The 26,038-nt window shown below is 67.8% G+C and carries 24 protein-coding genes; 20 read left to right on the forward strand and 4 right to left on the reverse strand.

The window, feature by feature from the left end:
- Window positions 1-1,438 (forward strand): cytochrome c biogenesis protein ResB (gene resB / locus U9J66_RS19425; RefSeq protein WP_326338324.1); only part of this gene is annotated, 1,438 nt, incomplete at its 5' end.
- Window positions 1,435-2,427, forward strand: coding sequence for a c-type cytochrome biogenesis protein CcsB (gene ccsB, locus U9J66_RS19430; RefSeq protein ID WP_326338325.1), 993 nt, complete (start codon window positions 1,435-1,437; stop codon window positions 2,425-2,427). The genes resB and ccsB, both read left to right, overlap by 4 nt.
- Before the next feature lie 155 nt (window positions 2,428-2,582).
- Here ccsB and U9J66_RS19435 read toward each other — a convergent pair whose 3' ends face one another.
- The gene (locus U9J66_RS19435; RefSeq protein WP_017535951.1) at window positions 2,583-2,936 is read right to left on the reverse strand and encodes a PLD nuclease N-terminal domain-containing protein; all 354 of its coding nucleotides are present in this window, start codon (window positions 2,934-2,936) and stop codon (window positions 2,583-2,585) included.
- Between the two features lie 112 nt (window positions 2,937-3,048).
- A complete protein-coding gene (locus U9J66_RS19440) occupies window positions 3,049-3,249 on the reverse strand; it encodes a BldC family transcriptional regulator (protein ID WP_017535950.1) in 201 nt (66 codons plus the stop codon).
- A gap of 413 nt (window positions 3,250-3,662) precedes the next feature.
- Between U9J66_RS19440 and U9J66_RS19445 the strand changes: the two genes are divergently transcribed.
- Window positions 3,663-3,998, forward strand: coding sequence for a DUF4229 domain-containing protein (locus U9J66_RS19445; protein ID WP_017535949.1), 336 nt, complete (start codon window positions 3,663-3,665; stop codon window positions 3,996-3,998).
- Between the two features lie 55 nt (window positions 3,999-4,053).
- Here U9J66_RS19445 and U9J66_RS19450 read toward each other — a convergent pair whose 3' ends face one another.
- Together U9J66_RS19450 and U9J66_RS19455 are read right to left on the reverse strand one after the other, a co-directional pair.
- On the reverse strand, window positions 4,054-5,322 hold the full coding sequence (locus tag U9J66_RS19450; protein WP_042282198.1) for a delta-60 repeat domain-containing protein: 1,269 nt from the start codon (window positions 5,320-5,322) through the stop codon (window positions 4,054-4,056).
- Between the two features lie 68 nt (window positions 5,323-5,390).
- Complete coding sequence (locus U9J66_RS19455) at window positions 5,391-6,779, reverse strand: DUF6177 family protein (RefSeq protein ID WP_161111178.1); 1,389 nt, start codon at window positions 6,777-6,779, stop codon at window positions 5,391-5,393.
- 461 nt (window positions 6,780-7,240) lie between these two features.
- Here U9J66_RS19455 and U9J66_RS19460 point away from each other — a divergent pair, with 461 nt between their 5' ends.
- The 17 genes from U9J66_RS19460 (at window position 7,241) to nuoK (ending at window position 26,026) form a co-directional block, all read left to right on the forward strand.
- Window positions 7,241-7,582 carry a DUF6507 family protein gene (locus U9J66_RS19460; protein ID WP_326338326.1) on the forward strand — a complete coding sequence of 114 codons (342 nt, stop codon included), beginning with the start codon at window positions 7,241-7,243 and terminating at the stop codon, window positions 7,580-7,582.
- A gap of 154 nt (window positions 7,583-7,736) precedes the next feature.
- Window positions 7,737-10,763, forward strand: a complete 3,027-nt coding sequence (locus U9J66_RS19465; RefSeq protein WP_326338327.1) for a hypothetical protein — start codon at window positions 7,737-7,739, stop codon at window positions 10,761-10,763.
- Window positions 10,764-10,765: 2 nt separating this feature from the next.
- Complete coding sequence (locus tag U9J66_RS19470) at window positions 10,766-11,638, forward strand: immunity 49 family protein (protein WP_326338329.1); 873 nt, start codon at window positions 10,766-10,768, stop codon at window positions 11,636-11,638.
- A 42-nt stretch (window positions 11,639-11,680) separates the two neighbouring features.
- Window positions 11,681-12,559, forward strand: a complete 879-nt coding sequence (locus tag U9J66_RS19475) for an immunity 49 family protein (protein ID WP_042282191.1) — start codon at window positions 11,681-11,683, stop codon at window positions 12,557-12,559.
- A 47-nt stretch (window positions 12,560-12,606) separates the two neighbouring features.
- Entirely contained in the window at window positions 12,607-13,317 is a 711-nt protein-coding gene (locus U9J66_RS19480) for a demethylmenaquinone methyltransferase (RefSeq protein WP_017535939.1), read from the forward strand.
- A 419-nt stretch (window positions 13,318-13,736) separates the two neighbouring features.
- Complete coding sequence (locus tag U9J66_RS19485; protein WP_017535938.1) at window positions 13,737-15,041, forward strand: geranylgeranyl reductase family protein; 1,305 nt, start codon at window positions 13,737-13,739, stop codon at window positions 15,039-15,041.
- A 238-nt stretch (window positions 15,042-15,279) separates the two neighbouring features.
- Window positions 15,280-15,639, forward strand: coding sequence for an NADH-quinone oxidoreductase subunit A (locus tag U9J66_RS19490; RefSeq protein ID WP_014912518.1), 360 nt, complete (start codon window positions 15,280-15,282; stop codon window positions 15,637-15,639).
- Between the two features lie 64 nt (window positions 15,640-15,703).
- Window positions 15,704-16,249 carry a NuoB/complex I 20 kDa subunit family protein gene (locus U9J66_RS19495; RefSeq protein WP_014912745.1) on the forward strand — a complete coding sequence of 182 codons (546 nt, stop codon included), beginning with the start codon at window positions 15,704-15,706 and terminating at the stop codon, window positions 16,247-16,249.
- 1 nt (window position 16,250) lies between these two features.
- Window positions 16,251-16,997, forward strand: a complete 747-nt coding sequence (locus U9J66_RS19500) for an NADH-quinone oxidoreductase subunit C (RefSeq protein ID WP_326338332.1) — start codon at window positions 16,251-16,253, stop codon at window positions 16,995-16,997.
- Between the two features lie 55 nt (window positions 16,998-17,052).
- Window positions 17,053-18,348, forward strand: coding sequence for an NADH-quinone oxidoreductase subunit D (locus U9J66_RS19505; protein ID WP_014911069.1), 1,296 nt, complete (start codon window positions 17,053-17,055; stop codon window positions 18,346-18,348).
- The gene (gene nuoE / locus U9J66_RS19510; RefSeq protein WP_014913307.1) at window positions 18,345-19,103 is read left to right on the forward strand and encodes an NADH-quinone oxidoreductase subunit NuoE; all 759 of its coding nucleotides are present in this window, start codon (window positions 18,345-18,347) and stop codon (window positions 19,101-19,103) included. Before U9J66_RS19505 ends, nuoE begins: the two co-directional genes overlap by 4 nt.
- Window positions 19,100-20,428: an NADH-quinone oxidoreductase subunit NuoF gene (gene nuoF / locus U9J66_RS19515; RefSeq protein WP_017535936.1), complete on the forward strand. Its 1,329-nt coding sequence runs from the start codon at window positions 19,100-19,102 to the stop codon at window positions 20,426-20,428. The genes nuoE and nuoF overlap by 4 nt, the downstream gene beginning before the upstream one ends.
- Window positions 20,425-22,887, forward strand: coding sequence for an NADH-quinone oxidoreductase subunit G (locus U9J66_RS19520; protein WP_326338333.1), 2,463 nt, complete (start codon window positions 20,425-20,427; stop codon window positions 22,885-22,887). The genes nuoF and U9J66_RS19520 overlap by 4 nt, the downstream gene beginning before the upstream one ends.
- Window positions 22,884-24,257, forward strand: coding sequence for an NADH-quinone oxidoreductase subunit NuoH (nuoH, locus tag U9J66_RS19525; protein ID WP_017535934.1), 1,374 nt, complete (start codon window positions 22,884-22,886; stop codon window positions 24,255-24,257). The genes U9J66_RS19520 and nuoH overlap by 4 nt, the downstream gene beginning before the upstream one ends.
- Window positions 24,250-24,798 (forward strand): NADH-quinone oxidoreductase subunit NuoI, encoded by a 549-nt coding sequence (nuoI, locus tag U9J66_RS19530; RefSeq protein WP_014910317.1) that lies wholly within the window; start codon window positions 24,250-24,252, stop codon window positions 24,796-24,798. The genes nuoH and nuoI overlap by 8 nt, the downstream gene beginning before the upstream one ends.
- Window positions 24,795-25,739 carry an NADH-quinone oxidoreductase subunit J gene (locus tag U9J66_RS19535; protein WP_326338335.1) on the forward strand — a complete coding sequence of 315 codons (945 nt, stop codon included), beginning with the start codon at window positions 24,795-24,797 and terminating at the stop codon, window positions 25,737-25,739. Before nuoI ends, U9J66_RS19535 begins: the two co-directional genes overlap by 4 nt.
- A complete protein-coding gene (gene nuoK / locus U9J66_RS19540; RefSeq protein ID WP_014912309.1) occupies window positions 25,727-26,026 on the forward strand; it encodes an NADH-quinone oxidoreductase subunit NuoK in 300 nt (99 codons plus the stop codon). The genes U9J66_RS19535 and nuoK overlap by 13 nt, the downstream gene beginning before the upstream one ends.
- Window positions 26,027-26,038: the final 12 nt, after the last annotated feature.

Consider the following 26,038-nt stretch of genomic DNA (forward strand, 5'->3'; position numbering starts at 1 on the left):
GCCGCAGAACGTGGTCAGCGTCGACCAGGTGGCCACCTACTACCAGGAGCACCCCGACCTGGCCCCGTGGCTGGACCGGTTCTACCTGTTCGACGTGTTCTCCTCGCCCTGGTACGGGGCGATCTACCTGCTGTTGTTCGTGTCGTTGGCGGGTTGCGTGATCCCGCGGGCCCTGGTGCACGCCAAGGCGGTCCGGGCTCGGCCGGTGGCCACCCCCAGGAACCTGTCGCGGATGCCCTACGTGGCCCGCTTCTCCACCGACGCCTCGCCGGACACCGCCCTCGAACAGGCCCGCAAGGTGCTCAAGGGCTATCGGGTCGAACGCTACGAGAACTCGGTCTCGGCCGAGACCGGTTACCTGCGCGAGGCCGGCAACGTGCTGTTCCACTTCGCGCTGCTGGGCCTGTTGCTGGCCTTGGCGGCCGGGGCGTTCTTCGGCTACCGGGGCAACATGCTCATCGTGGAGGGCGACGGTTTCGCCAACACGTTGCCCTCCTACGACGCGATCTACCCCGGCCACTGGACCGACACCGACGATCTCGCCCCCTTCACCATCCACCTCGACCGGTTCGACGCCTCGTTCATCGAGGACGGGAACCTGCGCGGCCAGGCGGAGTCCTACGTCGCCGATCTCACCTACACGGAGGAACCCGGCGGAGAGGAGGGCACCCACAAGCTGGAGGTCAACCACCCGCTGACCGTCGACGGGGTGCAGGTCTACCTGCTGGGGCACGGCTACGCGCCGCAGTTCGAGGTGCGCAACGCCGACGGTGACCTGGTCTTCGACCAGGCCGTGCCCTTCCTGCACCGAGAGACCATGAGCTACATCTCCGACGGTGTCATCAAGGTCCCCGACACCGGAGGCGAGGAGCTCGGCTTCGTCGGGGTCTTCCTGCCCACCGCCATGGAGGACTCCGAAGGCGAACTCGTCTCCTCCTTCCCCGGGGCGGAGAACCCGATGGTCACCCTCAACGCCTACCAGGGCGACCTGGGCATGATCGACCCCCAGTCGGTCTACCAACTCCAGACCGAGGGGATGGAGAACATCGGCGAGTCGCCCGTCATGGCGGTCGGCGACACCTGGGAGCTGCCGGACGAGGCCGGGTCGATCACCTTCACCGGCGTCAAGGAGTACGCCACCTTGCAGAGCAACCGGGACGGGGCGCGCGTGCCGGCGCTGCTGGCCGCCTCCCTGGCCGTGGTCGGACTCCTGGTGACGCTGTTCGTGCGTCCCCGACGGGTCTGGGTCCGCGCCACCCCGGGCGAGGACGGCCGCACGCGCGTCGAACTGGCCGGACTCGGCAAGACCGAGGTGGCCGGCGACAACGCCGAGTTCCACGAGATCACCACCAGGCTCGCCGCACGACTCCGGAGCGAGTCCGACGGCGGCCCCGACACCCCATCCACAGAGACGACCACACAAGGGAGTGACCGGTGACGTACACACTCGCCGCACCGGTGAACGAGAGCATGGCGTCGCTGAGCGACACCCTGGTCATCGCGATGATCGTGACCTACGCCGCCGCGCTCTTCCTGTTCGCGATCGAGGCCGCCTACGGCAACCGCACCCGGCTGAAGGCCGGACGGCTCATGCCGGTCGGGGCGGGCACGGTGGAAGGCCGTGACGACGACATCGAGGTCAACGTCCGTACCGAGGAGAAGGAGGCCAAGGCCTCCCAGAACGTCCTCGGCACGATCGCCCTCGGCGTCACCACCCTGGGCTTCCTCATGGGGGTCGCGCAGATCATCGCCCGAGGCGTGGCCGCCGGCCGTTGGCCCTGGGGCAACATGTTCGAGTTCATCGTCGCCCTGTGCCTGGTGGCGGTCGGCTCGCTGCTGTACGCCTCCTGGCGCTACCAGGCCCGCTTCCTCGGCGCCTTCGTGCTGGTGCCGGTGTTGATCCTGCTCGGTATCGGTGTGCGCTGGCTGTACGTCGACCCCGGTCCGCTGATCCCGGCCCTGCACTCCTACTGGGTGCCGATCCACGTCACCGCCACCATCATCGCCGGCGGCGCCTTCATGGTCTCCGGAGCCGCGGGCATCACCTACCTGGTCTCGCACCGGGCCGAGGCCAAGCGGGCCCTGGGGGAGAAGGTGGCCGGTATCGCCGGACGTCTGCCCAGCCCCGAGCTGCTCGACCGCATCTCGCACCGCTTCATCCTCTTCGCCTTCCCGTTGTGGACCTTCGGCATCATCGCCGGATCCATCTGGGCCGACGAGGCCTGGGGCCGCTTCTGGGGCTGGGACCCCAAGGAGGTCTGGTCCTTCATCTCCTGGGTCATCTACGCCGCCTACCTGCACGCCCGTGCCACCGGCGGCTGGCGTGGACCCAAGGCGACCTGGATCAACGTGATCGGCTTCCTCACGGTCATGTTCAACTTCTTCGCCGTGAACTACATGTTCAGCGGCCTGCACTCCTACGCCTGACTCGCGAGGGGAGCGGCAGGACGACGGAGGGGGCGGGTCCGACCGGTGGGTCGGACCCGCCCCCTCCCCATGTCACCGTGGAGACGTCGATGGGGCCGCCCCCGTTCGGGAGCGGCCCCATCGTGTGTCATCGTGCGTCGAATCGGTCGAGACGCCTACTCGTCCGGGTCGATCCTGCGTCCGAGTCGTCGGAGGAACTCGGGGTCGTCGTCGGGGCCGAGCGGATGCGGGCTGTCCGAAGGCTTGGCGAAGTCCGACGGATCGAGATCGTCCACTGACACGGCCTGTGCCGGGGAGGGCGTGTCGCTCTGGACGGCGGCGGGCCGACGCGGCCGTCCCAGGAAGAGCCAGAGGATCGATCCGACGGGCATGAACAACGCGATGACGACCAGCCACAGGACCTTGGGAAGATTCCTGGCCTCCTGGGCAGGGGTGGTCAACGCGTCGAAGAACGCGTAAACCCACAGAACGATCGATACGAGCGTGATCAGGCCACCGAGCCACACCATGCTTCCAGCCTACTCTGGCTGTCGACTTCTCACAGCCGGGGTGTCGTCTCGGGGGTCGCGGGAAGACCACGCGCGATATCGGGCCGAGGGTCTCCGACGTTCGGTCGGTTCTTCAGGGAGTGCTTTCGCTGGGCTCGCCGAGGAGAAGGGCGCGCACCTCGGATTCCCGGAAGCGGCGGTGCCCACCGGGAGTACGAATGCTGCTGATCCGTCCGGAGGCGGCCCAGCGGGTGACGGTCTTGGGATCAACCCGGAAGAGTGAGGCCACTTCCCCGGGGGTCAACAGGCGTTCGCTTGCTCGTTCCACCTTCACATTCCCCCAATCGTGCCCGCCTTGAGTGTGGGGGCGGCGGGCGTTTGATCCCCTAGTGTGCACGAGTTGGTCCGTTTCCTCCCTAGTTTTCGGAGAAATAGCGAGGATCGGGGGATGAGGGAGTGATATGTGATCGGAACGTGATGTTCGGGTTCTCTTGTCGGGATTGGAAACATCCCATGAATATCCGAATCCGATGTGCCTCACGCCCCGGCCCCGCTGAGAGGGGACACACCCCTCCCTGGTGTCGGCTGCCCGACGACCGCCCTTAACCTGGAGGTCGAGAGCTGCCTGATGTGAGGCGCCGCCTCCACGTACGGGGTCGCCCGAACCGACGTCCACGTGGAAGTACGCGCGTGGACGGGCGTGTCGACCAATGTAGTCCAGGTAATCGTCTGTTGTGAGGCTTTTTGATGCGTAGCTGGCTGACCTATACCGCCGCCCGTCTGGCGCTCTTCGCCGCCGCCTTCGGGGTCGTCTACCTGTTCGGCGCGAGGTCCTGGATCGCCCTCATCCTGGCGTGGGTGCTCAGCGGCTTCGCCTCCTACGTGCTGCTCTCCAAGTGGCGCGACCAGATGTCGGCCTCCGTGGTCGACTGGTCGAACAAGCGACAGGACAAGGCCGTGGGCAACCGTCTGGTCGACGGCGCCGCCCGCGAGGACGAGGTCCAGGACGAGATCCTGCGCTCCCAGGAGCAGGGCGACGACGCCGTCGAGAAGAGCGAGCCCGCCGAGGGCACCAAGAAGTGACGAACGGGGTGGTGCCCGCCCCGCGGACCCACCCCGTCACGTTCCTCCCCCTCGTTCAGGGGAGGGGGAACATCCCCAGCCGCGCGTGGTACTCGCCGGCCAGCCGATCGGTGTCGCTGCCCACGTACAGCCCGTCCGAGGTCGCGTGCAGGGCCTCGACCCCGTGGCCTCGGGAACGGCCCGGGTTCCAGTCCAGGGCCCGTCCGGTCGTCGGATTCACCGCGCCGATCCCCTCGCGCTCCACCGAGCCCGGACCCGGGTTGGAGGCGCCCTTCTCGTTGTCCATCCAGCGCTGGTGCCCGCCGATGTAGACGGCGTCCGAGGTGATCTCGATCGAGTACAGCGAGTCGCCGCCGGTCTTGTTGACCCACGTGGGCTCCGCGTTCGGAGCGTCGTCGTTCTCGAACCTGGCCGCGGACTTGCACAGCCCCGGCTTGATCTCGGGCCCTCCGACCGTCACCACGCCGAAGTAGGAGCCGTCGGGCGAGAAGTCCATCTGGCGCAGATAGGTGTACATGGTCGGGTAGTCGCAGGGCTCCTCGTACGCCGAGGTCGACCAGGGGGAGACCCTTCCGGCCTCGGTGTCGATCATGGCGATCTGGTAGCGGTCCTCGCCGTCCACCTTGGTGAAGGTGCCGTTGATGACCAGCCGTCGACCGTCCGGACTCAGGGCCAGCTCTTGGACGCGCAGGCCGCCCCGCCGCTGGTCGGAGATGGTCGGCGTGAAGTCCGGGTCGACCCTCCCGGTGGCGGTGTCGACACGGGCCAGCCCCGCGCGCGATTCCCCGCTCACGGCGGTGAAGTTCCCGCCGAGGTAGAGGTCGGAGCCATCGGAGGCCAGCCGGTACAGGTTCCCGTCGTCCAGCGTGGCGTCGAACCCGCGGACGGTCCGTCCGGTGGCCAGGTCGATCCGCGCCACCCCTCGACGTGTCTCCCCGTTCACCCGCTCGAAGTCGCCGCCGACGATCACGGAGCCGTCGGGGCCCTCGGCCAACGAGGTGACCGTCCCGTCCACGGAGGGCCTGAAGCCGGCGAGCACCTCTCCACTCCCATGACGGAAGGCGAACAGGTGGGTCCGATCGTGGGTGCGACTCTCATCGGACTCGGCGACCCGGGTGAACGTGCCGGCCACCACGACGGTGTCACCGATCCTCAGGATGTCCTTGATGGTGCCGTCCAATACGTGCGGGGTCCACTGGACGGGCCGCTCGTCGACCACGCCCACGTGGGGTGCGGCGGTCGCCGGGGCGGCGGTGGCCATCGCGAGGGGCAGCGCGAGCAGTGAGCTCATGGTGAGGGCGACGAACGATCGGGCCGGTTTCAAGGGACTCTCCTCGTGCGTGCGGGGAAGGGTATGAGGCCGGCTCATTATTGCACGAAGTAGTTGTCCGATTACGTGAGGTGACCAGGCCTTTCGCCTCCGAAACGCCCTCTTCCCGCGGTGAGGTACTCGATCTGGGAGGCCACCAGACTCGTCGCCCGCTCGCGCGGTACGTCGCGGGGGACCGGATACCACACGGCGCCGGAACCCTCGCCCAACCGAGTGCCCTCCAGCGGGCCTCCACGCCCGTGCGATCCTTCGGCCCTCTCCCACCCCACGGCGAAGCCCAAAGGCTCGGCCAGACCGTGCCAGCGCGGCGCGTAGGTGGCGTCCTCACGGCCTCGGGCCAGACGTACGTGCATCATCTCCAGCCCCTCCGCCACAGTGGCCACGGCCGCGGGCAGGGCGTGGTGAGGCACCGACTCCGCGTCCGGGTGGCCCAGGACCAAGGAGACCTGCTCACGCACGATCCCCTCCTCCCAGGTCAGTCTCAGATCACCGGAGAAACGAGAGCCCCCCGGGCTCGTGCCGCGGAAGCGGAACAGGGAAGGGCGCGGTGCCCGGTGTCGTGCGAGCCGTGCCATCCGCTCCCGGTTCCACGGGGCCAGGGCCGGCTCGTACGGGCCCCACGCCACGGGCGCGGAACCGGCCAGTCGTTCCGTCACCCGTTCGACCGACAGCCCCGGATCGAACGCGTCCTTCGGCGCCCGCGTGGTGAAGTCCACCACGAGTTGACGGCCCAGGGGCGACTCGTCCAGAAAGCCTTCGGCGGGAGATACCGGGCCCTCGGCACGCGCCGGAACATGACCATGCTCGGGATGCGGACGCAGGGGCAGGCCGGTGAGGCCGTCGAAGTGATCGCCCTCCTCGGTCCGCACCACCCATCGGGCCAGAGGAAGAGCCATCAGGGTGCGCAGAGCGTAGGTGAGCCGGGAACGCGCCGGGGTCAGCAACTGGAAACCGTGCTCTTGAACGGCGGGGTCGGCGAGGACGTCGGAGATCCAGGAGGAGAACGGAACGACCGGTCGATCCTGGGCCACCACGACGGCCTTTCCGGCCGTGTACTCCACGGCGGGGTGCTCCGTCTCCTCCCACACACCGAAGTCGGCCGGTCCCGAGGTCCACACCGCGCCCCCGGAGCTCAGTGCCAGACGATCGGCGACCCGGTGGGCGGCCTCCCGCCCGGCCTCGTCCGGACGCGCTCGGATTTCGGTCCACCAACACCGTTCGGGGAGCCCCGCGGCGAGGTCAGGATCCAGGAGCCGCTCCACCTCGCCCGGGGCCTCGACCAGTTGGGCCGGCTCCAGGGTGAGCAGGGTCCCGGAGGCATCGCGGAGCCGGAGGAGATGACCCCCGGCCAACGCGCGCACGCGTAGATCCCGTCCGGCGTCCTCCAGAGCACGTGTGAGAGTTCGCAGGTCGGGGTTGTCCGCGTGCAACGCCACCACGTCATAGCTCATTCTTCGCCCTTCACTTTCGTCGCTTCCTCGGATTCCTCAAGACAAGCATGCGAACCGGACAGGGAATTCTCGGATCCTCTCTGTCACCGAGCGTCGGTATAAGTAATGAGAAGCGCGGGCGAGGCCCGATGAGCATGGAAAGCAGGTAGGAGAACCGTGAGGTTCGAGCTGGTTTCATCCCCCGACCGGCCGGAAGAGACAGAGAAGCCCCCTTCTCAAGAGACTGCGCACGGCCGCTCCCTCGTTCCTGGAGATAGGACCAGAGCGGCACTGATGGCCGAACGGGCCGGTGCCCTGGGTGACAGGATCACCTCTCTCTCCCACTCCCTGAGAGTCTCCCTCGGACGCCTGGACGAGAACATCGCTCGTCACGAGAGAGAGCGAACCGAGAACGGTGTCGTGGAGCAGGCTCCCCCACCCGACAACTTCCGGGCCCACCTCTTCTCCGGTGGAGGCGGCCGATGAGCGGTGGCTGGAGCATCGACCCCTCCGGTGTGGGCGCCATCCTCCACAGCGTGATGGACCAGATGGGCGATGGCGGGGGCAGCGCCCTCGACGGCCATCTCACCACCCTCACCGAAGAGATCGCCAACGCGGCCATGGCGTCCATGAGCGGACCCGTCGGCGCCGAACTCTACGGACTCCTCGAACACATCGGCGGCCTGTCCGAGGAGATGGTCGAACGGGCCGGATCCGCCGTCGAAGGATGCGCTCAGGCCGTCGACGCCTACCTCGTCGGGGACGCGGAGATGGCCGCGGAGGCCCAGAGCAACGCCGGGACGTTCGAGGACCCGGACCTCTGACACCAGAGCCACCCACGAGACGGAAAGTCGTATGCCCCCCATCGACACCATCAGGCCATCGCACAACGAGACCGCCGGTCAGTCTCAGTTCGGCGTGGACCCCGACCCGGATCTCCTCGTCTATCCACCCGCGATCCCCCGTCCGACCACCCTGGTGGAGAACCTCCAGGCGGCCATCGACCTGATGAGGTCCTCGGCCGGCTCGGTCTCCGAGGGCGGCCAGGACATCAAGAGCACCTGGGGCGGCCTCCAGGCCCACTACACGGCACCCGAGAGCGAGACCCTCTTCTCCGCGATGAACCGGGTCGCCGAGTGCGGAGACGACATCGAGAGCGACGTCTCCGCGGCCGTCACCGCCTTGGAGACCTTCGCCGAAGCGGCGCAGAGCGCCAAGGAGGAACTGGGCGCGATTCGGGACGAGGCCTGGGAGTTCCGGGAGGAGATGCAGGCCGAGGAGGCCTGGAACGAGAACCCGGCGAACACACTGCGCAACCACATCATCAAGCTCCGGGCCAACAAGGCCTGGGGTGAGTACCAGGACGCCGAACGCGAGTGCGCGAGCTCCCTCTCGTCGATCAACGGTGGCGACAGCGTCTACGTGGCGGCGGGTGAGGACCCTCCGGGCGAGAACGAGATCGTCTACGGCATCGACGCCGCGGACGTTCCCGATCCGAACTTCGACATGACCAGCCTCGGTGACTGGAAGCGGATACACGAGTTCGGCTGGAACTACCTGAGGGACGGGAACAAGCCCGTCGAGGTGGCCTGGGCCGCCGACTCCTACATGGCGACCTGGGACAACTTCGGCGGTGGGATGGTGTGGGGCCTCGGGGTCAACGCGGTCGCCTCCACCGGCCTGTGGCGGGAGGGCAGCGGCTGGGCCGGCAGCGCGAGCGAGGTCAGGGACAACGCCGGGGCACACCTCAAGGACACCATCAAGGGTTACGCGGCCCTCGCCGGCCTCTACGGCTCCTCCGGAAGTCTCATCGGTGAAGGCGACTTCACCATGGACACCTGGAAGAGCAACATGGGTGAATCCTGGAAGGAGGTCGCCCACGACCTGGTGCCGTGGCGGGAGTGGGACGATCGGCCCGCGTACACGGTCACCACCGCGGGCGGGAACCTGGCTCTCGCGGTCGTGGGGCTACCGGCCCGGGCCGGGATGCTGGGGGCGAAGCTCAGTACGGGGTCCCACCTGCCCGACGTCGACGCGGGGTCGAACGGAGCGAACGGGTCGAGCCCGGTCGGGCACGGTTCTCCCGGTGCGGCCGCGCGCCCGGGATTCAACCTGGCGGACACCTTCGACGCTCTTCGAACCGACGTCGATGGAACCGTCGATCGCGTCGGGAGACGCTTGAACGAACTCACCGGGCGTCTCGGTGAGCTCACCTCCAGGTGGTCCGCCCCCACGTCGGGGAGCCCGCACGGGCCCGTATCACCGTCGGCGGACGGAACCGGGACGGCGAGCGTCAATGGGGGATCGACCGGATCCGGGACGGGCGGAGACCTCCGTGACGACCGCGCTCCGGATCGGAACACCCCGACACGGAGAGCCGATGACGACTTCGAGGAGAGGTCGGTCCGGGAGCTCTCCGAGGAGATCGACCGGTACAGCGCGATGAACGCCGACGAACGTGCTCGCCTGCTCGAACGTGAAAGGGCGTTGGTCCTCTCCGGCGGCGGGGGCATGGAGATCCCCGGCCCGGACGGGCTCGGCCGTCGAGGAGGGGGACATGACTTCGGTCCTCGAGCCTTCTCCGATACCGAGAGGGGTGAGACCCGAATCCCTGCCCAGTCCCAAGAGGGACGGAGTGGGGGCGTCACGACCGTCCTGGACCGCGAGGATGCGCGCTCCGAAGGTACGGGGCCCCTCGGCCATGGCGGTACGGGGGCGGAGCCGTACCTCGGTGGAGGCGGCGGAGGGGGAGGTGATCGTCCCGACGGACCCTCCCCGAGTGGTGGGGACGACGGCCCCGGAGGGCCCGGGCCGAAGAACCTGGAGGAGTTCGAGCGGCACCGCTGGGGCGACAAGAACGACCCCAAGGCCGAGGAGGCCTTCTTCCGGGATGTCGAGTACCTGCTCAACAATGACGAGGCCTTCAGAAAGAAGTACTACAACAAAATCCTCTATCGAGTCAAAGAGGATATGAAGATCGGCCTGGAGGGCTGGCAGCTCCCCAAGGTTCACGTGGATCCGGAGAGTGGACATCGAACACCGCTGCGGCAACCGGAGTCTCCCACCTACTTCGGGGATAAGACCAGGGTCAGAATCGGTTCCTCCGACTTCTTCAAGGGGCCGGATGGAAAGCCGCTGACCGGTGACGAGCTCACCAGGCGGCAGAAGCTCAAGGACGACTTCGCCGGTATCGATCACTTCGCCCAGGACCGGAGGGACAAGCTCGACGAGGCGAGAAGACTGGAAAAGATCTACGAGCAGGAGGCGAAGAAGCACGGAAAATACGTGGAGAACGGAAACAACCACCCCGATGTGGAGAGGGCCTACCGGGAAAAGGCCGATGCGCAGCGCGATGCGACGGATGCTGCGGAGCTGTTGGGAGAAAAATCCGCGGACATCGGTGCTCGTTACGAGTTCGATGGGGAACCCTTGCGGGACAAGAACGGCGAGGCCGTCATGCGGGAGGTTCGGGACGCTGAAGGAAACCCTGTCCGTGATGAGCATGGGAACATCCGCAGGGAAGAGGTGCGGAAGCCGAACCTCGATGGCGCGACGTTGCTCGGCCAGGCTTCTGGGGCCCCGGGTAACGGTAACGGTCAATTCGACCTGATCTACGAGACCAAGGATGGCGAGATCGTCATCATCGAGGCGAAGGCCAGTACGGGAGCGAAGCTCGGAACGAGGGTGTACTCGCCAGAAGGGGAGCGTCCCAGGGATACCTATCAAGGGACGGCCGACTATGTTCGTTCGATCCTCGATGCTATGCAGAGGCGCAAGAGCTCCTTGGTCGAGGTAGGAGGAGGTTCCCGGATTCCAGGCGTTGCGAAGGGTGAAGGCGAGGCCAGCGGTTCCATATCTGAGCGGGCTCTTGCTCGATATATTGAAATGAAAATGAGCGAAGGAAAGCTCTCCTATGCGGTTTTCAAGGGGAATCCTTCTGGTCGAGGTGCTGGTGGAGATGTGGCAGACGGCTACGACTATCAGCTTTTTGATGTGAGGAGATAATTATGTACGTTGAAAGGCCTGAGGTCGTCTATGAGGTGGATGAGGAGGACCTCTCTCTGATTTCTTATTATACGAAGTCAGGGGTCGAGTCCCTTGGCGCCGGGGTTGGGGGGATGCACCACCTCATTGGTAGTTTCTCGAAGATGTCATTGGAGCTTTTGGTGGTGGATCCGGGGGTTGTTGAGCGGCGGACGTGGGAGGCGTGGGTGTTGGCGATGCAGTATCAGCGTGCGTTCTTTCGTGTGTCGATGGCGGAGTCGGGGTCCCGTGTGGATTGTATGGTCGATCATCGGGTGTGGAATCTTTCGAGTCGCCCTTTGATATCCGCTTTCAACGCTTCTTCTTGGGCGGGGGCGTTGTTCAGGGCGTGGACGTGTCGTGATTTCGATTATGCGCGGTTCTTGGCGGATGTTCCGGTGGAAGTGTTGCGGAGTGCGGGGGAGAGTCAGGGGACGCGTTTCATGCGGGACGCGTATGCGTGGGTGGAGGTGTTGCAGGCTTTTGTGAAGGGTGATCCGCGGGCGGGGGTGTTGTTGGAGGAGGCTCGTGAGTTGGCTGATCCGGGTCGGGCCTCTTTCGCGGCGGGTTATGCGGGGTTGATGGCGGTTCCGCAGATGGAGGTGCTGGGTCGGCTGATCGCCAGAGATGGGGATGGTTTCAACGAGGCGTTGGTGCGGGCGTTGGAGTCGTATCGGGAGTACACGGCGGCGGATCTGGCCAAGGGTGGGTTGAGTGGGATCGTGCCGTTGGAGTTGTTGGGGATGGCCTGTCTGGTCCGGGACGGTCGGGTCGAGGGTGTCTCGTTGGAGGTCGAGAGCGATTACTTTCCCGAGGGGATCCTCGATGGGCGATGGCTCGACGCCTTCCCCGTCTGACCCGGGTTCCGAACACCCACGATCGAAGCAAGGAGTGAGGTCATGGTCTTCGTCCCTCGGACATCGTCGGTCCCGGTCGTGGTCGACGAGGAGAAGGTGAGGGCGTTGGAGGAGGTGAGGATCCGCTACGCCCGGCTCCTCGAAGAGGCGCCGGCCGAGGCCGCCCGATGGCTCACCGACGTGTACGACCTGGCGCGGAAGGCGTTGGCGGCCGATCCCGAGTGCACGTTGGTGGAGACCTGGGAGACCTGGACGTTCGCCGCGCAGTACCATCACGCCGTCATCGCCGCGGTCACGGTGCCCCGAGGTTCCGAGGTCCGGTGGACCGTGGAGCACGAGGAGCGTGTCCTGGTCTCTCCCGGCCCCCTGGTCGTCGCGGATCGACACGTCTGGCTGAGGACCTTCCTCATGGCGCTGGTCTGCCGGGACGAGAAGAGGGTCCGTCATCTGGCGGGTATCGATGTGGGGAGGATGCCACTGTCGGGTGAGGCCCGCTATCCCGGTTACCTCCTTCCCTGGATCGACGCTCTGCGGGCGCTCATCGAGGAGGACGACCGGATGGTCCCGTGCCTGCGCAAGGCCATGGAACTGTCGGACTCCCGCCGGGTCGCCTCGCCCGAGATCGCGCGCGAGTTGGACCTTCTGGCCTTTCCGGAGCTGGATCTGTTCCGGGCGTTCCTGGGAGGAGACCCGGACGACTTCGAGAGGACCCTGGTCCGCGGCCTGGAGGCGTTCGACGACTTCCACGCACGGGCGGGGGAGGGCGCCGGGCCCGGAACGTTCCCGCTCGGGCTGCTCGCTCTGGCGTCCCTGGCCCTCGACCGCGCGCGGCACGAGTCGGACTATCGGATGGACGTGCGCTCGGACCATCTGCCCCGGGTTCTGCTGGAGGGCTTCTGGTTCGGTGAGTTCCCGGTCTGAGGTGAGGGCGGGACGGGGTGCCGGTCCGGCCCCCTTAGGCTGGTGCCATGACCCGCGCGAAGCTCGATAAGAAGCCTCAGGACGTCGCCGCGATGTTCGATGGCATCGCAGAGAACTACGACCTCGTCAACGACGTCATCTCGCTCGGCCAGGACCGCGTCTGGCGGCGCGCCGTGGTCGACGCGGTCGACGCCCACAGCGGTGAGCTGGTCCTGGACCTGGCCGCGGGGACCGGCACCTCCTCGGAGTCCTTCATCAAGAAGGGCGCCCGCGTCATCGCCTGCGACTTCTCGCTCGGCATGCTCGGCAAGGGCGCCCACCGTCGGGGCGGCGCCTCGCGCGGCGGGGTGACCTTCGTGGCCGGGGACGCCCTCTCCCTGCCCTTCGCGGACGAGACCTTCGACGCGGTGACGATCTCCTTCGGCCTGCGCAACGTCGCCGACGTGGACCAGGCGCTGCGGGAACTGTTCCGGGTGACCAAGGTCGGCGGCCGTCTGGTGATCTGCGAGTTCAGCCACATCCCGGTGGAGTTCGTCGACAGGCTCTACTCGACGTACCTGATGGCGGCCCTGCCGAGGATCGCGGGCGCCTTCTCCGGTCGGAGCGAGGCCTACGACTACCTGTCGGAGTCGATCATGGCCTGGCCGAACCAGGCCGAGCTGTCGACCCACCTCCAGGGCGCGGGCTGGTCGCGGGTCGCGTGGCGGAACCTGACGCTCGGCACGGTGGCTCTCCACCGTGGCTTCCGAGAGAAGTAAAATCCGACATAGTGCGCAATAGTACGCAGTCGGTTTCATTCTTCTCGTAAAGTCTTAAAGTTCTCGGAGCCCCAAGGAATCCTTGTTCCTTGGGGCTTCTTGTGTTGTTCTCGGGGTTGCTGCTGTCGTGAGCTGCGCTTTCGGTGACTCATGGTGACTTCGGGTGTGGCTTCGGAGGTTATGGGCGCTATATCCGATTTACCGAAGAATGCCCCCCGGGGGTCGCCTCTTCGCGTCCAAGGGTCTAGACTTCGGGAAAGTGGTTTGTGAAGTGCTTCACAAGCACACGAGTCGCATGACACAAGGCCCATGTCGGATATGTCGGAAGTCCCAAACCGACCCACAACACCCCCCGTGAGCGGGTCGACCCCGCACTGGCCCGCCACGGTAGGACCGCGCGAGTAGTCGAGGACCCACCCGTGAGCGAGACAGCCACCTCCTCTCCCAGAGGCCGAGAGAGGGTCGAGTACGACGCCGACGTCATCGTCGTCGGCGCCGGACCCTCCGGTTCCACCACCGCCTACTACCTGGCCCAGGCGGGCCTGGACGTTCTCCTGCTGGAGAAGACCTCCTTCCCTCGGGAGAAGGTCTGTGGAGACGGATTGACCCCTCGGGCGGTGAAGCAGCTCACCGCGATGGGCGTCACCTTCGAGGACGAGGGCTGGATCAAGAACCACGGCCTGCGCATCGTCGGAGCCGGGGTCCGCCTCGAACTCCCCTGGCCCGAGCTGGCCGCCTACCCGGGTTACGGTCTCGTGCGCACCCGGTACGACTTCGACCAGATCCTGGTCGAGCGGGCCAAGGGCGCCGGGGCCAAGCTCCTGGAGCGCACCAACGTCACCGGACCCCTCATGGACGAGCGCAGCAACCGCATCGTCGGGGTCCAGGCCAAGAACGCCGACCGCGAACCCGTGACCTTCCGGGCGCCGCTGGTCGTGGCGGCCGACGGCAACTCCTCCCGCCTGTCCGTCGCCATGGGGATCCGCAAGCGCGACGACCGCCCCTTGGGCGTGGCCGTGCGCACCTACTTCGAGAGTCCCCGGCACGACGACGACTACCTGGAGTCCTGGCTGGAGCTGTGGGATCGCAGCGGTGACAAGGACGTCCTCCTGCCCGGCTACGGCTGGGTCTTCGGTGTCGGCGACGGCACCAGCAACGTCGGCCTGGGCATCCTCAACTCCACCTCCTCCTTCCAGGACGTGGACTACCGCAAGCTTCTGCGCAGGTGGACCGACTCGATGCCGGAGGAGTGGGGCTTCACCGAGGAGAACCAGAAGGGCGGCATCCGCGGCGCGGCGCTCCCGATGGGCTTCAACCGGGTTCCGCACTACTCGCGCGGACTGATGCTGGTCGGCGACGCGGGCGGCATGGTCAACCCCTTCAACGGGGAGGGCATCGCCTACGCGATGGAGGCCGGTCAGATCGCGGCCGACGTGATCGTGCAGGCGCACGGCCGGACCACCCAGCAGACCAGGGAGCGCGCGCTGCTGCGCTACCCGGACGTCCTCGCCGACACCTACGGCGGCTACTACACCCTGGGTCGCTACTTCGTGAAGGTCATCGGCCAGCCCGAGTTCATGAAGTACGCGACCAAGTACGGGCTCCGCCGGCGCACCCTCATGAAGTTCGTGCTGAAGATGCTCGCCAATCTCACCGAACCGAGCAAGGGCGACGCCATGGACCGGGTCATCAACGGGTTGAGCCGTATGGCGCCCGCGGCCTGATCGACGCCCGAAAAGAAGAAGAAACCGCCATGAGCCGAAGTGTTCGCTGTCGGCGCTGAAAAGCGACGAATCGGGCAAACGGAACGGCGAGTCGAAAATACCGTGCGGTGGAGATCCCTTCGGCGTCCCGAAAGGGTCTTCGCCGCAACCACAAGGAATTCGGGACAAGCACGTGAAACCGTTCACAAGACTGTCGGTCGCGCAGCCCGACGGGTCGTTCAGCGGAGGAGGGTGAGCCGTGGAGTTGTACACACCGATACTCGTGCTCGGCGGAATCGGCGCCGCCTTCGTCGTCGTGTCGATGGTCGTCGGCGCCGTGGTCGGGCCCAAGCGCTACAACCGCGCCAAGATGCAGGCCTACGAGTGCGGTATCGAGCCCACACCGCAGCCCGCGGGCGGCGGGCGTTTCACCGTCAAGTACTACATGACGGCCATGATGTTCATCGTCTTCGACATCGAGATCATCTTCCTCATCCCGTGGGCGATCCACTTCGACGCCCTCGGATGGTTCGGCCTGATCGCGATCATCCTCTTCCTGGTGAACGTCTCCATCGCCTACGCCTACGAATGGCGCCGAGGAGGCCTCGAATGGGACTGACCCGCACGCCCCGCCCCCAGGCAACACAGACACGGCAGTCCGGCCCGGAGGAGGTCCGAAGCTGATGGGACTCGAAGAGAAACTACCCGCAGGGGTCGCGCTCACCACGGTCGAACAGGTCGTCGGCCTGGCGCGCAAGACCTCCATGTGGCCCGCCACGTTCGGTCTGGCCTGCTGCGCCATCGAGATGATGGCGGTCGGCGGCCCCCACTACGACCTCGCCCGGTTCGGCATGGAGAAGTTCGGGGCCACCCCGCGACAGGCCGACCTGATGGTCGTCGCCGGACGCGTGAGCCAGAAGATGGCCCCCGTCCTGCGCCAGATCTACGACCAGATGCCCGAACCCAAGTGGGTCATCGCGATGGGCGTCTGCGCCTCCAGCGGCGGCATGTTCAACAACTACGCGATCGTCCAGGGCGTGGACCACATCGTCCCTGTCGACATCTACCTGCCGGGCTGTCCGCCCAGGCCGGAGATGTTCCTGGACGCCGTGCTCAAGCTCCACGACAAGGTGCAGAACACCAAGCTCGGTGCCCACCGCGAGCAGGAGATCACCGAGACCGAGGAGCGTATGCTCCGCCGTTCCCTGCCCCTGGTGACCAAGGACTGACATGAGCAACGAGAACGAGCGCGAGCGCGACGAGGCGGCGGCGAACCTGCCGGACCAGCGCGGACGTGAACGCCTGGCCGCGCCGATCAGGCGTACCGGCATGTTCGGCGCCGGGACCACGGGCGACACCTCCGGCTTCGGCGGTCTCCAGGTCAGGGGGAGCGCTCCCGTCCGGAGCCGGCGCCCCTTCACCGACCCCGACGACCCCCGTACGGCCGACTTCGACCGGGTCGCGGACGACCTGGAGGCGGCGCTGAACGCCCTGGAGCGGGCGGACGACGTCGAACGTGTCGAGGTGGACCGGGGGGAGATCACCTTCCACGTGCGCCGCGAGGGGCTCCTGGAGCTGGCCCGCGTCCTGCGCGACGATCCGGCCCTGCGCTACGAACTGTGCACCGGCGTCGTCGGCGTGCACTTCCCCGAGCAGACCGGGCGCGAACTGCACGCGGTGTACCACTTCCGGTCGATCACCCACAACAGCGAGATCCGGGTCGAGACGACCTGTCCCGACGCCGACCCGCACCTGCCGTCGATCGTCTCGGTCTACCCGACCAACGACTGGCACGAGCGCGAGGCCTGGGACTTCTTCGGGATGGTCTTCGACGGCCACCCCGCGCTGACCCGTATCCAGATGCCCGACGACTGGCACGGTCACCCGCAGCGCAAGGACTACCCGCTGGGCGGCATCCCCGTCGAGTACCGGGGCGCCACCGTGCCCCCGCCGGACGAGCGGCGGTCCTACAAGTGACCCGCACGGACACCGCATCAGCCATTCGAAGGGCCATCCAGAAGGGAGGCACGGCATGACCGTCACCGAGGACTACATCGACGCCTCCGGTGGGGACTGGGACGACGTCGTCGAGAAGGCCCAGGGCAGCAGCGCCGAACGTCTCGTCGTCAACATGGGTCCGCAGCACCCGTCCACGCACGGGGTGCTCCGGCTGATCCTCACCCTGGACGGCGAGACCTGCACCGAGGCCCGTGTCGGCATCGGTTACCTGCACACCGGTATCGAGAAGAACATGGAGTACCGGACGTGGACGCAGGGCACCACGTTCGTCACTCGCATGGACTACCTGACGCCGCTCTTCAACGAGACGGCGTACTGCCTGGCGGTCGAGAAGCTGCTCGGGATCACCGACCGGATCCCCGAACGCGCCAGCGTCATCCGCGTCATGCTCATGGAGCTGAACCGGATGGCCTCGCACTTCGTGGCCATGGCGACCTTCGGCATGGAGCTGGGCGCCACCACGGTGATGACCAACGGCTTCCGTGAGCGCGAGATGATCCTGGACATCTTCGAGCTCGTCACGGGCCTGAGGATGAACCACGCCTACGTGCGCCCCGGCGGCGTGGCCCAGGACCTGCCGCCCGGCGCGGTCGGCAAGGTCCGGGAGCTGCTGAAGGAGATGCCCGAGCGCATCAAGATCATGCGCAAGCTCCTGGACGAGAACCCGCTCTACCTGGCCCGTACCAAGGACGTCGCCTACCTCAACCTGCCCGGTTGCATGGCGCTCGGGATCACCGGGCCCCTGGTGCGCGCCTCCGGTCTGGCCTGGGACCTGCGCAAGGCCAAGCCCTACTGCGGCTACGAGAACTACGAGTTCGACGTGCCGGTCTCCGACGGCGGCGACGTGTACGCGCGTTACCGGGTGCGCATCGCCGAGATGGAGGAGAGCCTCAAGATCATCGAGCAGTGCCTGGACCGGCTCGAACCCGGACCGGTGATGATCGAGGACGCCAAGATCGGCTGGCCGGCCAAGTTGGCGCTGGGGCCGGACGGTCTGGGCAACTCGCCCGACCACATCGCGCACATCATGAGCGGCTCCATGGAGGCGCTCATCCACCACTTCAAGTTGGTCACCGAGGGCTTCCGGGTCCCGGCCGGCCAGGCGTACGCGGCCGTGGAGAGCGCCAAGGGCGAGCTCGGCTGCTACGCCGTCAGCGACGGGGGCACCCGTCCCTACCGCGTCCACTTCCGCGACCCGTCGTTCACCCACCTCCAGGCCGTCGCCGCCATGTGCGAGGGCGGGACGGTGGCCGACGTCATCGCGGCCGTGGCCAGTATCGACCCGGTGATGGGAGGCGTGGACCGGTGAGCGAGCACAACGGACCCGAGAACAGGGGTCTCGACGGCGGACCGGACGAGACGGTCGAGGTCTTCACCGACGAGGTGGTGGCCAGACTGGAACAGGACGCCAAGGAGATCATCAGCCGCTACCCGAAGCCGCGCTCGGCGCTGCTCCCGCTCCTGCACCTGGTGCAGGCCGAGGAGGGGCACGTCAGCAAGGCCGGGATGCGGTTCTGCGCCGACCAGTTGGGCATCACGCAGGCCGAGGTCAACGCGGTCGCGACCTTCTACACCATGTACCGCCGCCGTCCGGGCGGCGACTACCAGGTGGGCGTGTGCACCAACACCCTGTGCGCGGTGATGGGCGGAGACGAGATCTTCTCCGCCCTCAAGGAGCACCTGGACCTGGCCAACGGCGAGACCACCGAGGACGGCAAGGTCACGCTGGAGCACGTGGAGTGCAACGCGGCCTGCGACTTCGCCCCCGTGGTGATGGTCAACTGGGAGTTCTTCGACAACCAGACCCCCGCCACCGCCAAGCGTCTGGTCGACGACCTGCGTCTGGGCGCGGACGTCGCGCCCACCCGCGGCCCCGCGAGCCTGTGCACCTGGAAGCAGGCCTCGCGCGTGCTCGCCGGGTTCGACGACGGACGCGCCGGCGAGGGCGTCCAGGCGGCGGCCCCGTCGCTGGCCGGTCTCGAACTGGCCCGGCGCAACGGTTGGACGGCGCCGGACCCGAACGACCTCCCTTCCCCGAGCCAGGGTGAGGAGGGCGCGAAGTGACCACCCTGACCCCGATCCTGTCCGAGAACTGGGATCGTCCCGACTCCTTCACCTACGACGGCTACCGGGCCACCGGCGGCTACGAGGCGCTGCGTAAGGCCCTGACCATGGAGCCCGACTCCATCGTCGACCTGGTCAAGGCGTCCGGCCTTCGCGGCCGCGGCGGCGCGGGCTTCCCGACAGGGATGAAGTGGGGGTTCCTGCCCAAGGACAACCCCAACCCGCGCTACCTCGTGGTCAACGCCGACGAGTCCGAGCCGGGTACCTGCAAGGACATCCCGCTCATGCTCGCCAACCCGCACGTGTTGGTGGAGGGCGTCGCGATCGCCTCCTACGCGATCAAGTCGCAGCAGGCCTTCATCTACGTGCGGGGCGAGGTCGTCCACGTCATCCGCCGTCTGCGCAAGGCGGTGGCCGAGGCCTACGAGGCCGGGCTGCTCGGCAAGAACATCCTGGGCACCGGCTTCGACCTCGACGTGGTCGTGCACGCCGGCGCCGGCGCCTACATCTGCGGTGAGGAGACCGCCCTCCTGGACTCCCTGGAGGGCTACCGGGGCCAGCCCCGCCTCAAGCCGCCGTTCCCCGCCGTGGCCGGACTCTACGCCTCGCCCACCGTGGTGAACAACGTCGAGTCCATCGCCAGCGTCCCGGGCATCGTCGCCAACGGCGCCGAGTGGTTCACCTCCATGGGCACCGAGAAGTCCGCCGGGTTCGGCTTCTTCTCCCTGTCCGGGCACGTCACGAACCCCGGCCAGTACGAGGCGCCGCTCGGCATCACGTTGCGCGAGCTCCTGGACATGGCGGGCGGCATCCGCTCCGGGCACCGGCTCAAGTTCTGGACCCCGGGCGGCTCGTCGACGCCGATCTTCACCGAGGAGCACCTGGACACCCCGCTCGACTTCGAGTCGGTGGGCGCCGCCGGTTCGATGCTCGGCACCCGCGCCCTCCAGATCTTCGACGAGACCACCTGTGTGGTGCGCGCCGTCGGTCGGTGGATCGCCTTCTACGCCCACGAGTCCTGCGGCAAGTGCACCCCCTGTCGCGAGGGCAACTTCTGGATGGTCCAGGTCCTGGACCGTCTGGAGCGGGGCGAGGGTACCGAGGCCGACATCGACAAGCTCCTGGACATCTGCGACAACCTGCTCGGCCGCTCGTTCTGCGCTCTGGGCGACGGTGCCACCAGCCCCGTCATGTCGTCGATCAAGTACTTCCGCCAGGAGTACGTCGACCACTACGAGAAGGGCGGCTGCCCCTTCGACCACTCCAGGTCCACCGTCTGGGCGGACCGGCCGACCATCACGGAAGAAGAGGGAGGGAACCGGTGACCGTCACCTCCAACACCTCCGGCGGGTCCTCGCCCGCCCCGCCTCCGGAGGACCTGATCACCGTCACCATCGACGGCTTCCAGATCCAGGTGCCCAAGGGCACCCTGCTGATCCGCGCCGCCGAACTGCTCGGTATCCAGATCCCCCGGTTCTGCGACCACCCGCTGCTCGACCCGGTCGGCGCCTGCCGCCAGTGCCTGGTCGAGATCCCCGACATGGGCAACGGGCGCGGCATGCCCAAGCCCCAGGCCTCCTGCACGATCACCGTCATGGAGGGCATGGTGGTCAACACCCACCTGACCTCCGAGGTGGCGGAGAAGGCCCAGCGCGGGATCATGGAGTTCCTGCTCATCAACCACCCGCTGGACTGCCCGGTCTGCGACAAGGGCGGCGAGTGCCCCCTCCAGAACCAGGCCATGTCCACCGGTCAGGGCGAGAGCCGGTTCATCGACGTCAAGCGCACCTTCCCCAAGCCCATCGCGCTCTCCAGCCAGGTGCTGCTGGACCGCGAACGCTGCATCCAGTGCGCCCGCTGCACCCGTTTCGCCGCGCAGATCGCGGGCGACCCGCTCATCGAACTGATGGAGCGCGGCGCCCAGGAGCAGGTCGGTATCGCCGAGGGGGAGGCGTTCGACTCCTACTTCTCCGGCAACACCGTCCAGATCTGCCCGGTCGGCGCGCTCACCGGTTCCGCCTACAGGTTCCGGTCGCGCCCCTTCGACCTGGTCTCCACGCCGAGCGTCTGCGAACACTGCGCGGGCGGCTGCGCCCAGCGCACCGACCACCGCCGTGGCAAGGTCACCCGCCGGCTCGCCGGCGACGACCCGCAGGTGAACGAGGAGTGGAACTGCGACAAGGGCCGCTGGGCGTTCACCTACGCCACGCAGGCCGATCGGCTCACCCGGCCGCTGGTCCGTGACGAGGACTCCCGGGCCCTGGAGTTCGCCTCCTGGCCCGAGGCGATCGGCATGGCCGCGCAGGGGCTGGCCGCCGCGCGCGGCAACGTCGGTGTGCTGGTGGGGGGCCGCCTCACCTACGAGGACGCCTACGCCTACGCCAAGTTCGCCCGCGTCGCCCTGAACACCAACGACGTGGACGCCCGCGCCCGCGAGCACTCCGAGGAGGAGGCCGCCTTCCTGGCCGCCCGTGTCGCCGGAACCCCGGTGGACGTGGACTACACGGCTCTGGAGAAGGCGCCGGCGGTCCTGATGGCCGGCTTCGACCCGGAGGACGAGTCTCCGCTGGTGTTCCTGCGTCTGCGCAAGGGCATGCGCAAGCGGGGGCTGAAGGCCTACTCCCTGGCCTCCCACGTCACCCTCGGGCTGACCAAGGTCAAGGGGACGCTGGTCCCGACCGCCCCGGGCGACGAGGGCCGCGTCCTCAACGCCCTGGACGTGGAACACCCCGAGGTCGTCGAGGCCATCGGGCAGGAGGGCGCGGTCATCCTGGTGGGCGAGCGGCTCGCCGCGAGCCCCGGGGCCCTGAGCGCCGCCGTCTCCCTGGCCGAACGCACCGGAGCCCGCCTGGCCTGGATCCCGCGTCGAGCCGGAGAACGCGGGGCCATCGACGCCGGGGCGCTGCCGAACCTGCTGCCCGGCGGACGTCCGGTCGCCGACGCCTCGGCCCGTGCCGAGGTCGCCCGAGCCTGGAACGTCGGCTCCCTGCCCGACCTGCCCGGACGCGACACCGACCGGATCCTCGCGGCCGCCGCCGCGGGCGAACTGGACGCCCTGGTCATCGCCGGCGTCGAACTCGACGACCTGCCCGACCCGGAGGCGGCCCGCGCCGCACTGGCCAAGGTGCCGTTCATCGTCAGCCTGGAGATCCGGGCGAGCGACGTCACCGACCGCGCCGACGTGGTGTTCCCGGTCGCGGCCGTCGCCGAGAAATCCGGCACCTTCGTCGACTGGGAGGGGCGCCACCGTCCCTTCGGCGATGCGCTCAAGGTGCCCGGCGCCCTCTCCGACCTGCGGGTCCTCGCGGCGATCGCCGACGAGATGGACGTCCACCTCGGTCTTCCCGACTCCGCCGGGGCCTACGGAGAACTGCTGGAGCTGGGCGTATGGCTGGGCGAACGCCCCGCCGCCCCCTCGGCCCGACCGGTGGCCCTGCCCGAACCCACCGCCGGCCGTGCCCTGCTGTCCACCTGGAAGCAGCTGCTCGGCACCGGTCGGATGGAGGACGGCGAGCCCTACCTGGCCGGCACCGCCCGCCGACCGCGCGCCTACCTGTCCAAGACCACGGCCGAGGAGGTCGGGGTCCCCGACGGCGGTTCGCTGCGTGTCACCGGCCCCCGCGGCTCGGTGACCGTCCCCGTGATCGTCACCGACATCGCCGACCGCGTCGTCTGGCTTCCGGCCAACGCCCACGGGTGCGACATCCGTCGTGACCTGGGCGCCGGCGCCGGGCAGACGGTCGAGCTGACCTCGCCCACCACCAACGCCGGGAGGCAGCAGTGACCCCCGCCGCTTTCGATCCGCTCACGGCGGACCTGGCCGCGGAGAGCAGCCTGAGCGTCTTCGGGAACGACCCCTGGTGGATCATCACCATCAAGGCGCTGGCGATCTTCGTCTTCCTGATGATCTGCGTGCTGATGATGATCATGGCCGACCGCAAGGTCATGGGTCGGATGCAGCAGCGCCACGGACCCAACCGGATGGGCCCCTTCGGCCTGCTCCAATCCCTGTTCGACGGCATCAAGCTCTCCCTCAAGGAGGACCTGATCCCGCGCGGGGTGGACCGGTTCGTCTACATCGCGGCGCCGATGATCGCCGCGATCCCGGCGTTCCTCGCCTTCTCGGTCATCCCGATCGGTCCCGAGGTGAACATGTTCGGGGTCATCACCCCGTTGCAGCTCACCGACCTGCCGATCGCCGCGCTGCTGGTGCTGGCCACCGCCGCGCTGGGCGTCTACGGGTTCGTGCTCGGCGGCTGGGCCTCCCAGTCGCCCTACGCCCTGCTCGGCGGCCTGCGCGCCTCCGCCCAGGTGATCAGCTACGAGATCGCGATGGGTCTGTCCTTCGTCGCGGTCTTCATCATGGCCGGAACGCTCAGCACCTCCGGCATCGTCGCGGCCCAGGAGAAGCTGTGGTTCGCGGTGCTGCTGCTGCCGTCGTTCCTCATCTACATCGTCACGATGATCGGTGAGACCAACCGGCTCCCGTTCGACCTCGCCGAGGGCGAGGGCGAGATCGTCGGCGGCTTCATGACCGAGTACGGGTCCATGAAGTTCACGATGTTCTTCCTCGCCGAGTACGTCAACATGTGCACCGTCGCCGCGGTGTCCGTGACGCTCTTCCTCGGTGGTTGGCACGCCCCGCCCGGCGTCACCGCGATCCTGCCCGGCGCCAACGAGGGTTGGTGGCCGGCCCTGTGGTGGCTGATCAAGTTCGTCGCCGTGATGTTCCTGTTCATCTGGGCCCGGGGCAGCCTGCCGCGTGTGCGCTACGACCAGCTGATGAAGCTCGGCTGGAAGGTCCTCATCCCGATCCAGCTCGTGTGGATCACCGGTGTGGCCGTCGTGCGCATGCTCATCCTCGACGGCGCCTCCCCGATCATCATCGGCGCGGTCGTCGCCGCCTTCACCGTGGCCACCATCGCCGCCTTCGCCGCCTGGCTCCGCTTCGTGCGGCGCGAGCGCGCCGAGGAGGCCCGACAGCGCGCCGAGAACGCGCGCCGCGCCCACAAGGAACCCTCCTTCGGCGGGTTCCCGGTGCCCCCGCGCACCGCCGCCCACTACGGCAGCAGCGTGCTCGCCGAACCGTCCCGGACGGCCGCGGCCGGCACCGCCGAACGCAACGACAAGAAGGGGGAGGTTACCGGTGCTTGAGTGGCTCAACCCCGTCAAGGGTTTCGGTGTCACCTTCCACACGATGTTCAAGAAGGTGCCCACCGTCGAGTACCCGGAGGTCAAGCGCCCCACGGCGCCGCGCTTCCACGGACGGCACCAGTTGAACCGGTGGGCCGACGGCCTGGAGAAGTGCATCGGGTGCGAACTGTGCGCCTGGGCCTGTCCGGCCGACGCCATCTACGTGGAGGCGGGCGACAACACCGAGGACGACCGGTACTCGCCCGGCGAACGCTACGGGCGCGTCTACCAGATCAACTACCTGCGGTGCATCCTGTGCGGTCTGTGCGTGGAGGCCTGCCCGACGCGGGCCCTCACGATGACCAACGAGTACGAGCTCGCCGATGACAGCCGGCAGAGCCTCATCTGGACCAAGGAGCAGCTCCTGGCCCCCCTCACCGAGGGCATGGAGCAGCCCCCGCACCCGATGCGGCTCGGCGACGACGAGCAGGACTACTACGCCACCGGACGCGGACAGCACGGCACGCAGGATCGGCCGGAGAACGCGGAGGCGGCACGGTGACCCCGTTCGACACCACCTCCACGACACACCTGGCCGCGGCGCCGATCGGCTCGGGCGAGGCCGGCCTGTTCTGGGTCCTGGGCACCATCGTGGTGCTCGGCGCCCTGGGCGTGGTCTTCTCCCGCAAGGCCGTCCACTCGGCCATGTCGATGGCGCTGACCATGGTCGGCCTGGCGATCTTCTACGGCGTCAACGAGGCCCCGTTCCTCATGGTCGTCCAGATCGTGGTCTACACCGGCGCCGTCCTGATGCTGTTCCTGTTCGTGCTGATGCTCGTCGGCGTCAGCTCCTCGGACTCCCTGGTGGAGACCCTGCGCGGACAGAGGATCATGGCGGCCCTCGTCGCGATCTGCTTCATCGGCGCCCTCGCCACCGGGATCACCCGGATCGTCGTGGGCGACCCGGCGGGCATCGCCGGCGCGGCCCCCGTCGGCGGGACCATCCCGTGGCTGGCCGGAGAGCTGATCCTGCGCTACGTGGTGGCCTTCGAGGCCACGGCGGCGCTGCTCATCACCTCGGTGCTCGGCGCCATGGTGCTCGCGCACACCGCCCGTACGGGCAAGCGCCGCACCCAGCGTGAGATCTCCGAGGACCGCATCCGCGGCGACCACCCCACCCCGCTGCCGGGCCCCGGTACCTACGCGCGGCACAACGCGATCGACATGCCCGCGCTGCTGCCCGACGGCTCGATCTCGCAGCTCTCGCTCAACCCGGTCCTGGCCGCCCGCGACCCCGAACACCGGTCGGGTGTGCCGATGGACGTTCAGGCGGGACGAGAGGCCCTGCCCGGCGCGGCGTCGGACTCGGCCCGCTCCAAGGAGGCCGAGGAGAACACAGGGGGCACGTCCGACCCCGCCCCCTCCGGTGAGAACGGATCCGACACCGACACGGACGGCAACAACGGCAACGGGCAGGAGGTCGAGTCCACGTGGACCCGATGAACTACATCGTCCTCGCGGCGCTTCTGTTCACCATCGGCGCGGTCGGCGTCCTCATTCGACGCAACGCGATCATCGTCTTCATGTGCGTGGAGCTCATGCTCAACGCCTGCAACCTGGCGTTCGTCGCGTTCGCCCGGATGCACGGGGACATCGAAGGGCAGGTCGTCGCCTTCTTCGTGATGGTCGTGGCCGCCGCCGAGGTGGTCGTGGGCCTCGCGATCATCATGCAGATCTTCCGAACCCGCAGGTCGGCGTCGCTGGATGACGCCAACCTGCTCAAGCACTAGAAGGCGACGTGG

The organism is Nocardiopsis sp. LDBS1602 (genome assembly GCF_035818715.1).
In the GTDB taxonomy this organism is placed as follows: Bacteria; Actinomycetota; Actinomycetes; order Streptosporangiales; family Streptosporangiaceae; genus Nocardiopsis; species Nocardiopsis alba.

What these genes read in the sequence shown, in the direction of transcription:
- U9J66_RS19435 (WP_017535951.1), bottom strand. Translation starts at nt 2,936, where the DNA reads ATGGTGTGGCTCGGTGGCCTGATCACGCTCGTATCGATCGTTCTGTGG.
- U9J66_RS19445 (WP_017535949.1), top strand. Translation starts at nt 3,663, where the DNA reads ATGCGTAGCTGGCTGACCTATACCGCCGCCCGTCTGGCGCTCTTCGCC.
- U9J66_RS19455 (WP_161111178.1), bottom strand. Translation starts at nt 6,779, where the DNA reads ATGAGCTATGACGTGGTGGCGTTGCACGCGGACAACCCCGACCTGCGA.
- U9J66_RS19460 (WP_326338326.1), top strand. Translation starts at nt 7,241, where the DNA reads ATGAGCGGTGGCTGGAGCATCGACCCCTCCGGTGTGGGCGCCATCCTC.
- U9J66_RS19470 (WP_326338329.1), top strand. Translation starts at nt 10,766, where the DNA reads ATGTACGTTGAAAGGCCTGAGGTCGTCTATGAGGTGGATGAGGAGGAC.
- U9J66_RS19475 (WP_042282191.1), top strand. Translation starts at nt 11,681, where the DNA reads ATGGTCTTCGTCCCTCGGACATCGTCGGTCCCGGTCGTGGTCGACGAG.
- U9J66_RS19480 (WP_017535939.1), top strand. Translation starts at nt 12,607, where the DNA reads ATGACCCGCGCGAAGCTCGATAAGAAGCCTCAGGACGTCGCCGCGATG.
- U9J66_RS19495 (WP_014912745.1), top strand. Translation starts at nt 15,704, where the DNA reads ATGGGACTCGAAGAGAAACTACCCGCAGGGGTCGCGCTCACCACGGTC.
- U9J66_RS19500 (WP_326338332.1), top strand. Translation starts at nt 16,251, where the DNA reads ATGAGCAACGAGAACGAGCGCGAGCGCGACGAGGCGGCGGCGAACCTG.
- U9J66_RS19505 (WP_014911069.1), top strand. Translation starts at nt 17,053, where the DNA reads ATGACCGTCACCGAGGACTACATCGACGCCTCCGGTGGGGACTGGGAC.